Source organism: Pseudomonas nicosulfuronedens, assembly GCF_005877905.1.
Taxonomy (GTDB): domain Bacteria; phylum Pseudomonadota; class Gammaproteobacteria; order Pseudomonadales; family Pseudomonadaceae; genus Pseudomonas; species Pseudomonas nicosulfuronedens.
In genome coordinates, this window is record NZ_SWDV01000003.1 from 61044 (window position 1) to 74790 (window position 13747).

Sequence of the window (13747 nt, forward strand, 5' to 3'; positions counted from 1 at the left end):
CATGCCCGGCCGTCACTCGCTGTTCTGGAAACTCGCCTTCGCCCTGGTCGTGCTGTGCCTGTCGGTCATCTGGCTGTCCTGGAACTGGGGCAAGCAGATGGAGCGCGACAGTTACTTCCTGTCCGAGGCAGCGCGCCAAGTGCTCGCCAGCTATGCCGACGAGGCCCAGCAAGCCTGGCGTACGGGTGGGGCGGCGGGCGTCGATGCCTGGTTGACGCAGATGAAGCAGCGCGAGCCGGTGTGGATGGTCGTGGTGGATGCCCGCCTGCAATCGCTGGGCACGCAGGCGCTGCCCATGGACGACGTGGCACACCTGACCTTCCAGCGCGGGCTGGACTGGCCGGTGAGCTCGCGCTCGGTGAACCTTCCGTTCATCGGCATTCCCTTCCCGGACGATCCTTCCGCTGGCCGTCTGGTCGTGCAACTGCCGCAGCGCTTCCTGCCCGGCGGCCTGACCTTACTGCGCCAGTCCATCAGCCATGCGCTGGTACCGGCGATTCTTGCCCTGATGCTCTGCGGGTTGATCTATCGCCGGCTGGTGCGTCCGCTTGGACGTCTGCGCGAACACGCCAATGCCTTGCAGGCGGATAACCTCGGCTCGGTCGCCGGCCCGGAACTGATTGCCCGCCGCGACGAACTGGGAGAGTTGGGCCGCGCGCTGGACCACATGGCCGAACGGCTTCGCGGCCATGTCGGCCTGCAGCGCCAGTTGCTGCGCGATCTGTCCCACGAACTGCGCACACCGCTCAGCCGCCTGCGCGTGGCCGGCGACAGCCCGATCAGTGAGGCTGCGCTGCGCCAACGCGTGGAGCGCGAAGTGGAAGTGATGCAGCGCCTGGTCGCCGACACCCTGGAGCTGGCCTGGCTGGACACCGAGCGCCCGCGCCTGGAACTGGAGGAGATCGACCTGCGCTCGCTGTGGGACCTGCTGGTGGACGACGCGCGCTTCGAGGCGGGCTGGAGTGCCGAGCGCTTCCTTTATCAGGTCCCGGCGGATTGCCGCGTGCGCGGTCACCTCAACGGTCTGGCCCAGGCCCTGGAAAACCTGCTGCGCAACGCCATCCGTCATTCGCCGGAAAATGGCCGCATCCGCCTGAGTGGCCGGCGCGAGTCCGCTGGCTGGCATCTTTGGCTGGAGGATGATGGTCCCGGCGTGGCGGAAAGTGACCTGGAGCGCATCTTCCTGCCGTTCACCCGGCTTTCCGACGCGCGTACCGGTGAAGGCTTCGGCCTGGGGCTGAGCATCGCCCGCAGCTCGCTGCGCATGCAGGGTGGCGACCTCTGGGCGGACTGCGCCGAAGCCGGGCTGCGGGTGCACCTGCGCCTGCCCGACGCGGCGGCGGCCTGAGGCAGGCCCCGGCTCAGCACACGGCTTGTTAGGAAGTTTCGTATGGCGGGGCGACTTTTGCCGGTATCATAGGGCGCCCTGTTCCAGATCCGAGTGCTTCCATGACCGTGCAGTACCCGACTATCGCCGATTGCGTCGGCCATACCCCGCTGGTGCGCCTGCAGCGCCTGGCCGGGGAAACTTCCAACACCCTGCTGGTGAAACTCGAGGGTAACAACCCCGCGGGTTCGGTGAAGGATCGCCCGGCGCTCTCGATGATCACCCGTGCCGAACTGCGCGGCGACATCAAGCCCGGCGACACGCTGATCGAAGCCACTTCCGGCAATACTGGCATCGCCCTGGCGATGGCGGCGGCGATCAAGGGCTACCGCATGATCCTGATCATGCCCGACAACTCCACCGCCGAACGCAAGGCCGCCATGACCGCCTACGGCGCCGAGCTGATCCTGGTGACCAAGGAGCAGGGCATGGAAGGCGCTCGCGATCTCGCCGACCAGATGGCGCGCGAAGGCCAGGGCAAGGTGCTCGACCAGTTCGCCAACGGCGACAACCCGATTGCCCACTACCACTCCACCGGCCCGGAAATCTGGCAGCAGACCGGCGGTGAGATCACCCATTTCGTCAGCTCCATGGGCACCACCGGCACCATCATGGGCGTGTCGCGCTACCTCAAGGAGCAGAATCCCAACGTGCAGATCGTCGGCCTGCAGCCGATGGAAGGCTCGGCCATCCCCGGTATCCGCCGCTGGCCGCAGGAGTACCTGCCGAAGATCTTCGACGCTACCCGCGTCGACCGCGTCGTCGACATGCAGCAGAGCGAAGCCGAGGACGTGATGCGCCGCCTGGCCCGCGAAGAGGGCATCTTCTGTGGCGTGTCCTCCGGTGGTGCGGTGGCAGCCATGCTGCGCCTGTCGCGCGAACTGGAAAACGCGACCCTGGTGGCGATCATCTGCGACCGTGGCGACCGTTACCTGTCCTCGGGCGTGTTCGACTCCCACTGACATGGCCAAGCAGAGATCCGGCCTGCGCTTCCAGCCCAGCGGCGGAGCGCGCAGCCCTGCGGTACCGGTGGGCAAGAAGCAGCGCCTGAACATCGAGCGCCTGGCCCACGACGGCCGCGGCATTGCCCACATCGACGGACGCACCTGGTTCGTCGACAACGCCCTGCCGGGTGAGTCGGTGGAAGCCCGTGTGCTTTCGGCTCGCGCGCAGATCGTCGACGCCCGTAGCGAGCGTATCCTCACCGCTGCCGCCAATCGCCGCGCCGAGCCTTGCCCGGTGGCTGGCAGCTGTGGCGGCTGCAGCCTGCAGCACCTGTCCCACGCCGATCAACTGGCGCTCAAGCAGCGCACCCTGGCGGAGCAACTGGAGCGCTTCTCCGGCCTGGTCCCGCAAGCGTGGGCTGCACCGCTGGTCGGGCCGGAGTTTGGCTACCGCCGCCGCGCCCGTCTCGCCGTGCGCTGGGACGTGAAGGCCAAGCGCCTGGACGTCGGCTTCCGCGCCGCCGCCAGCCAGGCAATCGTCGCCTTCGACGATTGCCTGGTGCTGGTGCCTGAACTGCAGGTTCTTGCCCGCGAGCTGCCCGAGTTGCTGCGTGGTTTCGCCAAGCCGCAGAGCCTCGGCCATGTCGAGCTGTTCCACGGTACTTCCAGCGCGTTGCTGCTGCGGCATATCGAACCTTTGTCCGATAGCGATCGCGCGCGACTGCTGGAATTCTGTTCGGCACGGGATGTGCAACTGTGGTTGCAGGGTGACGGCGAACCGACGCTCTGCTCCGACGGTGCAGAAAACAGTGGGAACCGCGAGCTCGGCTTCCGGCTCGAAGCCTGGAATCTGACCCTGGCCTACCGGCCCGGCGACTTCGTTCAGGTGAACGAGCCGGTGAACGAGGCAATGGTTGCCCAGGCGCTCGACTGGCTCAGACCCGGTAGCGACGAGCGTGTGCTGGACCTCTTCTGCGGCCTGGGCAACTTCGCCCTGCCGCTGGCGAGTCAGGTGCGCGAGGTGGTGGGTGTGGAAGGTGTGCAGACCATGGTCGAGCGCGCTGCCGCCAATGCCCGCGCCAATGGCTTGGCCAATATCCGGTTCCATCAGGCGGACCTGACGAAACCGCTTGCCGAAGCCCCCTGGGCGGCGGAGGATTTCACCGCCGTGCTGCTCGACCCTCCGCGTGACGGAGCCTTCGAGCCGGCGCGGCAGATGCGTTCATTGGGCGCGGAGCGGGTACTCTATGTGTCCTGCAACCCGGCGACCCTGGCGCGCGACGCTGGCGAGCTGGCCCGACAGGGCTATCGTCTGAAGCGCGCCGGCATTCTCGACATGTTCCCGCAGACGGCCCATGTCGAGGCCATGGCTTTGTTCGAGGCAGGCTAGGACGGCCTGCGCAATCCGACCGGCTCAAGCAAGAAAGGCCGGCGCAGTGAGCGGTGTGTTGTGGCGCACCGTGGGGAAGGGTAGACACGATGGTACAGGTGAGAGCGCACCAGCCGGTCAACACCGACGGCAGCATCAATCTCGAGGCCTGGCTGGACCATGTCCAGACCCTGGTCCCGGGCCTGGATCGCCAGGTCCTGCTGGAAGCCTGCGAGTTCGCTCGCGAGGTGGAAGACAGGGCTGTCAGCACGGCTGACAACTCCTGGGCGGACGGAACCTCCAGTTTCCAGACGGGCCTGGAGATCGCCGAGATCCTGGCGGACCTCAAGCTTGACCAGGAGTCGCTGGTCGCCGCGGTGGTCTACCGTGGTGTGCGCGAGGGCAAGGTCAAGCTCGAGGATGTGGCGCAGCGCTTCGGCCCTGTCGTCGCCAAGCTGATCGAGGGCGTGCTGCGCATGGCGGCGATCAGCACCAGTCTCAGTCCGCGACAATCCCTGGTGCTCGGCACCCAGGCGCAGATCGAGAACCTGCGCAAGATGCTGGTGGCCATGGTCGACGACGTGCGCGTCGCGCTGATCAAGCTGGCCGAGCGCACCTGCGCGATCCGCGCGGTGAAGAACGGCGACGAAGAAAAGCGCATGCGTGTCGCCCGCGAGGTGTTCGACATCTACGCGCCGCTGGCCCACCGTCTGGGCATCGGCCACATCAAGTGGGAGCTGGAGGACCTGTCCTTCCGTTATCTCGAGCCTGACCAGTACAAGCAGATCGCCAAGCTGCTGCACGAGCGCCGTCTGGACCGCGAGCAGTACATTGCCACCGTGATGCAGCAGCTCAAGGACGCCCTGGCCGCCACCGGCATCAAGGCGGACCTGTCCGGCCGCGCCAAGCACATCTATTCCATCTGGCGGAAGATGCAGCGCAAGGGCCTGGACTTCAGCCAGATCTACGACGTGCGCGCCGTGCGCGTGCTGGTGCCGGAAATGCGCGACTGCTACACCGCGCTGGGCATCGTGCACACCCTGTGGCGGCACATCCCCAAGGAATTCGACGACTACATCGCCAACCCCAAGGAAAACGGCTACCGCTCGCTGCATACCGCGGTGATCGGCCCCGAGGGCAAGGTGCTGGAAGTGCAGATCCGCACCCACGCCATGCACGAGGAAGCCGAGTTGGGCGTCTGCGCGCACTGGCGCTACAAGGGCACCGACGTCAAGGCCAGCTCCAACCATTACGAAGAGAAGATTTCCTGGCTGCGCCAGGTGCTCGAATGGCACGAGGAGCTGGGCGACATCGGCGGCCTGGCCGAGCAGCTGCGGGTGGATATCGAGCCCGACCGGGTCTACGTCTTCACCCCTGACGGCCACGCCATCGACCTGCCCAAGGGTTCCACGCCGCTGGACTTCGCGTACCGCGTGCATACCGAGGTTGGCCACAACTGCCGCGGCGCCAAGATCAACGGCCGTATCGTGCCGCTGAACTACAGCCTGCAGACCGGCGAGCAGGTGGAAATCATCACCGGCAAGCAGAGCGGGCCGAGCCGCGACTGGCTGAACCAGAACCTGGGTTATGTCACCACGTCGCGAGCACGGGCGAAGATCGTCCACTGGTTCAAGCTGCAGGCGCGCGACCAGAACGTCGCCGCCGGCAAGGCCATGCTGGAGCGCGAGCTGGGCCGCCTGGCACTGCCGCCGGTGGACTTCGAGAAGCTCGCCGAGAAGGCCAACTACAAGACCGGTGAAGACCTGTTCGCCGCCCTGGGCGCCGGCGACCTGCGCCTGGCCCATGTGGTCAACTACGCACAGCAGTTGGTGGAGCCGGAGCGCGGCACCGAGCAGCTCGAACTCATCCCGCGCAAGCCGAGCAAGATCGGCCACGGCAAGCGCGGCGACATCCAGATCCAGGGCGTCGGCAACCTGCTGACGCAGATGGCGGGCTGCTGCCAGCCGCTGCCGGGCGACCCGATCGTCGGCTACATCACCCTTGGCCGCGGTGTCACCATCCACCGCCAGGACTGTGCCACCGCGCTGCAACTGGCCGGCCGCGAGCCGGAGCGGATCATCCAGGTCAGCTGGGGTCCGGTACCGGTCAGCACCTATCCGGTGGATATCGTCATCCGGGCCTACGACCGTTCCGGCCTGTTGCGCGACGTCTCGCAGATGCTGCTCAACGAGCGCATCAACGTGCTGGCGGTGAACACCCGTTCGGACAAGGAAGACAACACCGCAGTGATGCGTCTGACCATCGAGATCCCGGGTCTCGATTCGCTGGGTCGTCTGCTGGCGCGCATCTCCCAACTGCCCAACATCATCGAGGCGCGGCGTGATCGCGCGGGTGCCAAGGATGCATAGGCTCGACGACCTGCTGTACCTGATGGCCCGGCTGCGCGACCCGCAGCACGGCTGCCCCTGGGACCTGAAGCAGAGCTACGCGACCATCGTCCCGTACACCCTCGAGGAAGCCTACGAAGTCGCCGATGCTATCGAGCGCGGCGATTTCGACCATCTGCGCGAGGAGCTGGGTGACCTGCTCTTCCAGGTTGTCTACTACGCGCAACTGGCGCGGGAAGAGGGGCGCTTCGAGTTCGACGCGGTAGTCGATGGCATCACCACCAAGCTGATCCGCCGCCATCCCCACGTGTTCCCCGACGGCGACCTGTACGGTGAGTCCGACCCGGCAAAGCTGGCGGAAGCGGCGGTCAAGCAACGCTGGGAAGAGCTCAAGGCTGAGGAGCGCGCCGCCAAGGCCGCCGAACCGGTGCAGTTGTCCCTGCTGGACGACGTGCCCAACGCCCTGCCAGCACTGAGCCGCGCCGCCAAGCTGCAGAAGCGCGCTTCCCAGGTCGGCTTCGACTGGGCCGATGCCCTGCCGGTGGTGGACAAGGTTCGCGAGGAGCTGGACGAGGTGCTCGAAGCCATGGCTGGCGGCGACACCGAGGCCCAGGCCGAGGAAGTGGGCGACCTGTTGTTCGTGGTGGTCAACCTGGCGCGCAAGCTCAAGGTCGATCCGGAAACCGCCTTGCGCGCCGCCAACGCCAAGTTCGAGCGCCGGTTCCGCTATATCGAGACGGCGCTGCGCGACCAGGGACGCACGCTGGAAGACAGCAACCTGGAAGAGATGGACGAGCTGTGGGGCGCTGCCAAGCGTGACGAAAAGAACCCGCTCAGCTGTGGATAAGTTCTTCCAGCCATGAAAAAGCCCCGCGATTGCGGGGCTTTTTCATGGCTCTTGGTAGGAGCGAGCTTGCTCGCGAACCACTTGATGCCGGCGCGGCCGGAGACTCTGTTCGCGAGCAAGCTCGCTCCTACAAAAAGCGATCAGCCGAACAGCCAGCGCAGGATCAGTACCAGCAGCACGACGGCCAGGATCGGTCGGCCGATGCGGTAGGCCTTGGGATAGGCGCGCTTGAACACCTTCACCTTGCTGCCCACGGCGTCGCCGAAGCGGATCAGCACCGAGTAGGCCTGGTTGATCCCGCCTACCCGTTCGCCTTCGACGTTCTGCGGCGCCGTGGCACGCCCGAGGAAGGCGCTGACGCGGCGGTTGATGCGGGTCAGCAGCGGCGACTTGAGCGGGCGCTCGATGTCGCAGAAGAGGATCAGGCGCGATTCGTCCGTCTCGTTCTTCACCCAGTGGACGAAGGTCTCGTCGAACATCACGTCCTGGCCGTCGCGCCAGGCGTAGGGCTGGCCGTCGACGAAGATGCGGCATTCATCGGAGTTTGGCGTGGCCAGGCCCAGGTGGTAGCGCAGCGAACCCCCGTAGGGGTCGCGGTGCTTGTTCAGGTGGCTGCGCGGTGGCAGGCGGGTGAACATCGCGCCCTTGACGTTGGGGATGCTGCTCACCAGCTCCACGGTCTTGGGGCACAGCTGTTGCGCCGAGGGCAGGGGGCCGTCGTACCAGGTCAGGTAGAAGCGGGTCCAGCCCTTCTTGAAGAAGGAGCCGAAGCCGGCCTCGTTGTTGTTCAGGGCGTCGCGGATGTAGCCCTCGTCGAACAGCTGCTCGGCCTCCTCGCGGATCATCTGCCAGTTGTCGCGCAGCTTGTCGAGCTCGGGGAAGCGCTCGCGGTCCAGGTAGGGCTTGGACGGCACGCTGGAGTTCAGGTACATCAGCGAGTTGTAGGGGGCGAACCAGGCGGAGTGGTTCACCACCTGGCGCAGGAAGGGCAGCCGCACCTTGCCGCGCAGGTGCACGTAGAGGATGGCGACGAGGAAAATGGCCAGTATCGCGAGAACGATGAGCTTCAGCATGGAGGTAACGAGTCCGCTCCAGATGAGTGAATTCGAGCCAGGCACTTGCGCTGCGCTGGCACAGGCCCGAGGATTATACCCCCTGAGGACGGTCCCGCCGCACCTATGCGTTGGTCTGGGAGTTGTCCTGCATCATTATGGGCTGTTGGAGAGCCTTGATTCATGAGCATGTCATTGCGTGATCAGTTGCTGAAAGCCGGACTGGTCAACGAGAAGCAGGCCAAGCAGGCCGGCAAGCAGAAGCAGAAACAGCAGCGCCTGGAGCACAAGAACCAGGTAGAAAAGGACGACAGCCAGCGTCAGGCAGCCCTGCAGGCCCAGGCCGAGAAACAGGCACGCGATGCCGAGCTGAACCGCCAACAGCAGGAGAAGGCCGACAAGAAGGCCAAGGCCGCACAGATCAAGCAACTGATCGAGGGCACGCGCCTGCCGAAGCTGGAATCGGACGACTACTACAACTTCGTCGACAACAAGAAGGTCAAGCGCATCGCGGTCAATGACCTGATCCGCGACAAGCTCAGCCGCGGCAGCCTGGCCATCGTCAGCTACGACGGTCGCTACGAGATCGTGCCGCGCGATGCCGCGCTGCGCATCCAGGAGCGCGACGAGCGCCGCATCATCGTCCTCAGCGAGCCCAGCGGCGAGCCGGATGAAGACGATCCGTACAAGGATTACGTGGTGCCCGACGACCTCATGTGGTGAGGTCGTTGCGGCCGCTCAGCGGGCTGCATTCAGCTCCACCCTTCCAAACAGCGCCTGCGCCGACAGCGGCGTGATGGCGTGCAGACGGTCCAGCCGGAATTCCCGGCTGGCATCGTCCACCTGCACCTCGAGAAATTCCTCCAGCACTCCGCCCGCACTCCTTCGCGTCTGCGTGGTGAAGGCCTGGGCGTCGAACGCCAGGCCTTCACGCAGCTCGATACGCAGCCAGTAGCGGTAGAGGCAGGCGATTTCCAGATAGTCATGGAGGTCGCAGTGCAGCGGCCGGTAGTGGCTCATGCCGGCCAGCCTTATTTCAGATCGGCCAGGGCGGCGCCGAAGTTCAGGTGCAGCACCTGCCCATCGACCACCAGCGCCGGTACGGATTTCACCCCGGCGGCCTCGGCTTCGGCCACACGCGGCGACTGTTCGCCCAGGTGCACCACTTCGACTTCGCGGTTCAGCAACGGCAGCAGCGCGCGCTCGGCTTCGACGCAGACGGGGCAACCGGCATGGTAGTAAACGGTTTTGCTCATGATCGTTCTCCTGATTAGTTAAGTATCGATTCGATACCAGTTGAGTCTGCGATCGAAATGAGCCTTCTGTCAAACTGGTTTTTGATCGATACTATCTATCGGGAGGATTAGCTCATGACCGATACGACCCTGTACGACTACCTCGAACGCATCGCCAGCCTGATGCGCGCCTGGGCGCGCGAGCAGCCGTTGATGGCCGATCTGCAGCCAATCCAGCTGAGCGCGCTGAATTATCTCGCTCGCTGCAACCGCTATTCGAACACGCCGTTGGGGGTGACGGATTTCCTCGGGTTGACCAAGGGCACGGTGTCCCAGTCGCTCAAGGCGCTGGAGGCCAAGGGGCTGATCGAGAAACGACCAGACGCTCAGGACCGCCGCAGTGTACACCTGGAGCTGACGCAGGAGGGCAGGGGGCTGATCGATGCGCTGGTGCCACCGGCTTTCCTGCGCCGCGCCGAAGAGTCATTGGGGGAGCGCAGCGAGTTGCTGGTCGAACTGCTGCAGGAGTTGCTGGCGACCGTGCAACGCCAGGAAAACGTGCCGGGGTTCGGCCTGTGCCGTACCTGCCGCTTCCACCAGAAACGGGAGGACGGCGCGCTCTGCGGGCTGACGGGGGAAAGGCTGGATGCGCACGAAGGCGGGCTGATCTGCCGCGAGCATGCGGCGCCCGATGAAGCGGCCTGAACGGCCCTCTCTGGCAGAATCGCAGGCATGAAAAAGCCGGGCAGATGCCCGGCTTTTTCATGGCGCAGAAGCTATCAGAAGCGATAGGTCATCTGCGCGGTCAGGCCGTGGGCGCTGTTGTCGTACTTGGCGCTGTAGGCCGGCTGCAGTTGCAGGCCTGCCAGTTCCTGGCCGTCCGGCTGGTTCACGCCGGCGGTGGACTCCCACAGGTAGGCGTAAGCCACGTCGATAGTCATGTCGGCGTTGGGCGAGTAGCCGGCGCCCAGGGTGAAGATCTTGCGATCGCCCACCGGGATGCGCACGGTACGGTGCTCGTTGGTGGTCGGCGACGGATCGTAGGCGAAGCCGGTACGCAGCACCCACTGGTCGTTCCACTGGTAGGAGGTACCGATCGCGGCCGACCAGGTGTCGTGCCAGCTCAGGTCTTCACCGATGGTATCGAAAGCGGCCAGCGGTGCGCCGGTGTTCTGCACTTCGATGGACTTCAGACGGCTCCAGCGCGTCCAGGTGGTGCCGCCGTAGACGGTCCAGCGGTCATCAAGCTTCTGGGTGACGGACAGGTCCAGGGACTCGGGCAGGGTGATGTCCAGGCTCGCGTCCATGCGCGAGTCGAACAGGCCGGCCGGGGAGTTGGAGACGGTGGTGTGGCCCTTGAGTTCGTACTTGACCTTGGAGTGGTAGGTCGCGCCGATGGAGGTGCTCTCGGTCGGGGTGACCAGCAGGCCGACGTTGAAGCCGGCGGCGGTGTCGTCACCTTTGATGCTGATCTTGGTGTCGTCCGTGGCGCCGAACAGGCCCTTGGTCGCGAGGTTGTTCTCCAGCTTGCCGTCGATGCGGTTGATGGTCGGGCCGAAGCCGACCGACACCACGTCGTTGAACTTGTAGCTGATGGTCGGCTGGACGGTGATCACCTGGACCTTGCTGTAGGAACCGTGGGAACGGCCCTGGAAGCCACTTTCGTAGTCGTTGATGATGCCGTAGGGCACATAGATGCCCAGGCCAACGCTGACCTTGTCGTCCAGCGGGGTGACGAAGTAGCCGAACGGCACGGCAGCCAGCGGGACGGAGTCGCCCTTGTTGGAGCCAGAGGCAGTGCTGTGGGCGTCACTGATGTCGTCCTTGGCGGAAACAACGGCGAGACCGCCGCTGACTTCAGTGCGCTTGAGCTTGGACATGCCGGCAGGGTTGCCGTAGATGGTGCTGGCGTCCAATGCCGAAGAAGCACGGCCCGCGTAGGCGGTACCGGCGCCGCTGGCGCTCTGCTCGTTGATGGCGATGCCGTTGGCGAAAGCCTGGGCAGAGGCAGCGCTAATGGTCAGGGCTAGTGTGGTCTTGAGCCATGTTGTTTTCATTGTAAGAGCAACTCCTGTGTTTAACGGCGCGCAAGCTATCAAGATTCCCTTTACTTGGGTAGTGCCGGAAAAAGGCTCTACCTTGGGCCTTGAAGCTCAAACGAACGTTCCATCGGGATGGCGGCCGTTCGTCGCTGTATGTAAATTTTTTCTGACCGATCGGTCACTAAGTGGAGTTGGCCGAAATGCTTACGCGACGCGACTGAAATTTCCGACGTAGCTGTGCCACGCGTCGACGAAGTCGTGCAGGCGGCCGTGGGGATGGAAAACCTGGCGCCAGATCCGGGCCAGCTCCATGGGGTCGTCCGCCAGCGGCAGGTGCAGGTGTTCCGCCTCCACCAGCATCCAGGCGATGGCGGTGCTGTAGCGCAGGTTGACCGTGAGTTCTAGGTGCGGTGCGTCGAGGAAGGCATGCTGGCTGGCCAGCCCTCTGACGCGGCTGGCCAGCTCGGGGTCCAGCGCCAGGAATCCATCCCAGAGCGTCTGGTGCCGTTGTTCACCAATGCGATACAGCCCGTGGCCATGGCTGTCATCGAGGGCGCTCCCCAGCGCCGACTGACAGGCCGCTGCCCCCAGCAGCAGCGATTCGGCCGCGACACTGTGACGCCCCAGGTAGTGCAGGGTAGGGCGAATCACATACTGGCAAAGATCGTTCGCGGCGATTCCCATGACATCCTCGTCATCAATGACCGGCGGGGCTGGGCGTCTTGGCAGCTTCTGATGATTATCCTCGGCCCCGCCGGAAGCGGACTTAGCCGCTCGAATTGAAGTGTAGTGCGATGAAGATGCTGTAAAGGACTGTTTTTAAATTGTTTCGTCGGCGCGGAAAGCCTTCATATGCCTTCTGGCGATTAGATGCTCGACGGTAACTCCGGCATTGCCGAGAGCTTCTCCTCGGCCTCTTCGTGTCCCTGGTCGGCCGCTTTCTGGTACCAGGTACGGGCCTGTGCCGGGTTCTTGGCCACGCCACGGCCCTTGGCGTAGCTCTCCGCCACCTGGAACTCGGCATCCACATCACCCTGCTCGGCAGACTGCAGATAGAGGGCGAAGGCCTTCTTGTAGCTGCGGGTCACGCCAGTGCCGTTCTCGTACATGATCGCGAGGTTGTACTGGGCATCCTTGTCGCCCTGGTCGACGGCTTTCTGGTACCAGTACACCGCCTTGGCGTTGTCCTGTTCGACACCGTCGCCATTGTCGTAGGCGTTGCCGAGGTTGTACTGGGCGCAGGCATGGCCCTGCTGGGCGGCCTTCTCGTACCAGTAGGCCGCTTTCTCGTAGTCCTGGTCGTACTCGTCGCTGCCCGAGTCGTATTCCAGGCCGAGTGTGTACTGCGCGCTGGCATGGCCGGCCTTGGCGGCCTTCACCAGGTCTTCGCCGTAGAGATCGGACCACTCGTCCTGAATGGCGCAGGGCGTCGCTTCCAGTTCAGCGGCGTGGACGGGGATGGTGCTGCACAGGCCCAGCAGGAGGCTGGCGAGCAGGATTGGGCGGATGCGCGAAGGCATGGGATCACTCCTTTGAAGAATGGGCACGAGTCTGACCGATGCCCTGACACCTATCCATAGGAACGGAAGGCGCTGGCGTGAGGCGCCTTCCGTTTTTTCCGCCAGAGCGGGGGAGATCAGTCGCCCTTGGCCACCGGGCGGCGCGTATCGGTGATCCATTCGCTCCAGGAACCGGCGTACAGGCGACCCAACGGGTAGCCCGCCAGGCTCAAGGCGAACAGGTTGTGGCAGGCGGTGACACCGGAACCGCAGTAGGCGACCAGATCCTCTGCTGGGCGCCCGCGCAGCAGGCCGGCGAAGCGCTGGTGCAGGTGTTCCGGGCGCAGGAAGCGGCCGTCGTTGCCGAGGTTGTCGGTGAAGGCCGCGCACTGGGCGCCGGGAATGTGCCCGGCGACCGGGTCGATGGGTTCGACCTCGCCACGGAAACGCGGCAGGCCACGGGCGTCGATCAGTGGCAGTTCGGCCTCGCCGAGTTTCGCGGCCAGTTCGCTGGCGCTGATCAACAGGCGGTTGTCCGGCTCGCCCTTGAAGTCACCAGGGCGCAGCGGCGTTTCGGCGGTCGTCAGGCGCAGGCCCGCGTTGCGCCAGGCGGTCAGCCCGCCATCAAGCAGATACACGCCCTCGCTCTTGCCCAGCCACAGTAGCAGCCACCAGGCACGGGCGGCGAAGGCGCCGGGACCATCGTCATACAGCACCACTTCACTGTCGGCGTTCAGGCCCCAGGCACGCAGGTGTTCCTGCAGGTGTTGCGGATCGGGCAGCGGATGGCGGCCAGTGATGCCTGGGATCACCGGGGACGAAAGGTCCCGGTTGAGGTCGGCGAAATGCGCACCGGGGATGTGGTTCTCCTGGTAGCTGCGCGCGCCGTAGGCAGGGTCTTCAAGGGAGAAGCGGCAATCGAGCAGGACAAGATTCGGGTCATCGAGGCGGGCGGCCAGTTGCTCGGGCGTGAGCAGGCGGGCTTGGGTCATGGGCGCGTTCCTGTGTCGTGACGGGGCTGAGG

Annotated in this window: 14 protein-coding genes; 7 read left to right on the top strand and 7 right to left on the bottom strand. The window is 65.0% G+C overall.

Annotated features, from left to right (window positions below; genetic code table 11):
* Nucleotide 1 precedes the first annotated feature (1 nt).
* From FAS41_RS04185 to mazG, 5 genes are all read left to right on the top strand, one after another.
* Nucleotides 2–1348: a HAMP domain-containing sensor histidine kinase gene (locus FAS41_RS04185; protein ID WP_138520383.1), complete on the top strand. Its 1347-nt coding sequence runs from the start codon at nt 2–4 to the stop codon at nt 1346–1348.
* A gap of 101 nt (nt 1349–1449) precedes the next feature.
* Nucleotides 1450–2349, top strand: coding sequence for a cysteine synthase CysM (gene cysM / locus FAS41_RS04190; protein ID WP_138520384.1), 900 nt, complete (start codon nt 1450–1452; stop codon nt 2347–2349).
* 1 nt (nt 2350) lies between these two features.
* Nucleotides 2351–3721: a 23S rRNA (uracil(1939)-C(5))-methyltransferase RlmD gene (gene rlmD / locus FAS41_RS04195; RefSeq protein WP_138520385.1), complete on the top strand. Its 1371-nt coding sequence runs from the start codon at nt 2351–2353 to the stop codon at nt 3719–3721.
* Between the two features lie 89 nt (nt 3722–3810).
* Complete coding sequence (relA, locus tag FAS41_RS04200; RefSeq protein WP_138520386.1) at nt 3811–6069, top strand: GTP diphosphokinase; 2259 nt, start codon at nt 3811–3813, stop codon at nt 6067–6069.
* Nucleotides 6062–6895: a nucleoside triphosphate pyrophosphohydrolase gene (mazG, locus tag FAS41_RS04205; protein ID WP_138520387.1), complete on the top strand. Its 834-nt coding sequence runs from the start codon at nt 6062–6064 to the stop codon at nt 6893–6895. Before relA ends, mazG begins: the two co-directional genes overlap by 8 nt.
* Nucleotides 6896–7035: 140 nt before the next feature.
* Here mazG and FAS41_RS04210 read toward each other — a convergent pair whose 3' ends face one another.
* The gene (locus FAS41_RS04210; protein ID WP_138520388.1) at nt 7036–7968 is read right to left on the bottom strand and encodes an aspartyl/asparaginyl beta-hydroxylase domain-containing protein; all 933 of its coding nucleotides are present in this window, start codon (nt 7966–7968) and stop codon (nt 7036–7038) included.
* Between the two features lie 162 nt (nt 7969–8130).
* Between FAS41_RS04210 and FAS41_RS04215 the strand changes: the two genes are divergently transcribed.
* Entirely contained in the window at nt 8131–8670 is a 540-nt protein-coding gene (locus FAS41_RS04215) for a DUF2058 domain-containing protein (RefSeq protein WP_138520389.1), read from the top strand.
* A 15-nt stretch (nt 8671–8685) separates the two neighbouring features.
* On the opposite strand, the gene FAS41_RS04220 is transcribed toward FAS41_RS04215, so the two are convergent.
* On the bottom strand, nt 8686–8967 hold the full coding sequence (locus FAS41_RS04220) for a Rho-binding antiterminator (RefSeq protein WP_138520390.1): 282 nt from the start codon (nt 8965–8967) through the stop codon (nt 8686–8688).
* Between the two features lie 11 nt (nt 8968–8978).
* Entirely contained in the window at nt 8979–9203 is a 225-nt protein-coding gene (locus FAS41_RS04225) for a glutaredoxin family protein (protein WP_138520391.1), read from the bottom strand.
* A gap of 114 nt (nt 9204–9317) precedes the next feature.
* Here FAS41_RS04225 and FAS41_RS04230 point away from each other — a divergent pair, with 114 nt between their 5' ends.
* Nucleotides 9318–9887 (top strand): MarR family winged helix-turn-helix transcriptional regulator, encoded by a 570-nt coding sequence (locus FAS41_RS04230; protein WP_138520392.1) that lies wholly within the window; start codon nt 9318–9320, stop codon nt 9885–9887.
* A gap of 74 nt (nt 9888–9961) precedes the next feature.
* On the opposite strand, the gene FAS41_RS04235 is transcribed toward FAS41_RS04230, so the two are convergent.
* The 4 genes from FAS41_RS04235 to FAS41_RS04250 form a co-directional block, all read right to left on the bottom strand.
* Complete coding sequence (locus tag FAS41_RS04235; protein WP_138520393.1) at nt 9962–11239, bottom strand: outer membrane protein transport protein; 1278 nt, start codon at nt 11237–11239, stop codon at nt 9962–9964.
* 189 nt (nt 11240–11428) lie between these two features.
* Nucleotides 11429–11908, bottom strand: a complete 480-nt coding sequence (locus tag FAS41_RS04240; RefSeq protein ID WP_138520394.1) for a hypothetical protein — start codon at nt 11906–11908, stop codon at nt 11429–11431.
* A 182-nt stretch (nt 11909–12090) separates the two neighbouring features.
* Nucleotides 12091–12744, bottom strand: a complete 654-nt coding sequence (locus FAS41_RS04245) for a tetratricopeptide repeat protein (RefSeq protein WP_138520395.1) — start codon at nt 12742–12744, stop codon at nt 12091–12093.
* Nucleotides 12745–12860: 116 nt separating this feature from the next.
* The gene (locus tag FAS41_RS04250; RefSeq protein WP_138520396.1) at nt 12861–13715 is read right to left on the bottom strand and encodes a sulfurtransferase; all 855 of its coding nucleotides are present in this window, start codon (nt 13713–13715) and stop codon (nt 12861–12863) included.
* Nucleotides 13716–13747: the final 32 nt, after the last annotated feature.

Coding starts and splice junctions, on each gene's coding strand:
- FAS41_RS04185 (WP_138520383.1), top strand. CDS start 2: ATGCCCGGCCGTCACTCGCTGTTCTGGAAACTCGCCTTCGCCCTGGTC.
- cysM (WP_138520384.1), top strand. CDS start 1,450: ATGACCGTGCAGTACCCGACTATCGCCGATTGCGTCGGCCATACCCCG.
- rlmD (WP_138520385.1), top strand. CDS start 2,351: ATGGCCAAGCAGAGATCCGGCCTGCGCTTCCAGCCCAGCGGCGGAGCG.
- relA (WP_138520386.1), top strand. CDS start 3,811: ATGGTACAGGTGAGAGCGCACCAGCCGGTCAACACCGACGGCAGCATC.
- mazG (WP_138520387.1), top strand. CDS start 6,062: ATGCATAGGCTCGACGACCTGCTGTACCTGATGGCCCGGCTGCGCGAC.
- FAS41_RS04210 (WP_138520388.1), bottom strand. CDS start 7,968: ATGCTGAAGCTCATCGTTCTCGCGATACTGGCCATTTTCCTCGTCGCC.
- FAS41_RS04215 (WP_138520389.1), top strand. CDS start 8,131: ATGAGCATGTCATTGCGTGATCAGTTGCTGAAAGCCGGACTGGTCAAC.
- FAS41_RS04220 (WP_138520390.1), bottom strand. CDS start 8,967: ATGAGCCACTACCGGCCGCTGCACTGCGACCTCCATGACTATCTGGAA.
- FAS41_RS04225 (WP_138520391.1), bottom strand. CDS start 9,203: ATGAGCAAAACCGTTTACTACCATGCCGGTTGCCCCGTCTGCGTCGAA.
- FAS41_RS04230 (WP_138520392.1), top strand. CDS start 9,318: ATGACCGATACGACCCTGTACGACTACCTCGAACGCATCGCCAGCCTG.
- FAS41_RS04235 (WP_138520393.1), bottom strand. CDS start 11,239: ATGAAAACAACATGGCTCAAGACCACACTAGCCCTGACCATTAGCGCT.
- FAS41_RS04240 (WP_138520394.1), bottom strand. CDS start 11,908: ATGGGAATCGCCGCGAACGATCTTTGCCAGTATGTGATTCGCCCTACC.
- FAS41_RS04245 (WP_138520395.1), bottom strand. CDS start 12,744: ATGCCTTCGCGCATCCGCCCAATCCTGCTCGCCAGCCTCCTGCTGGGC.
- FAS41_RS04250 (WP_138520396.1), bottom strand. CDS start 13,715: ATGACCCAAGCCCGCCTGCTCACGCCCGAGCAACTGGCCGCCCGCCTC.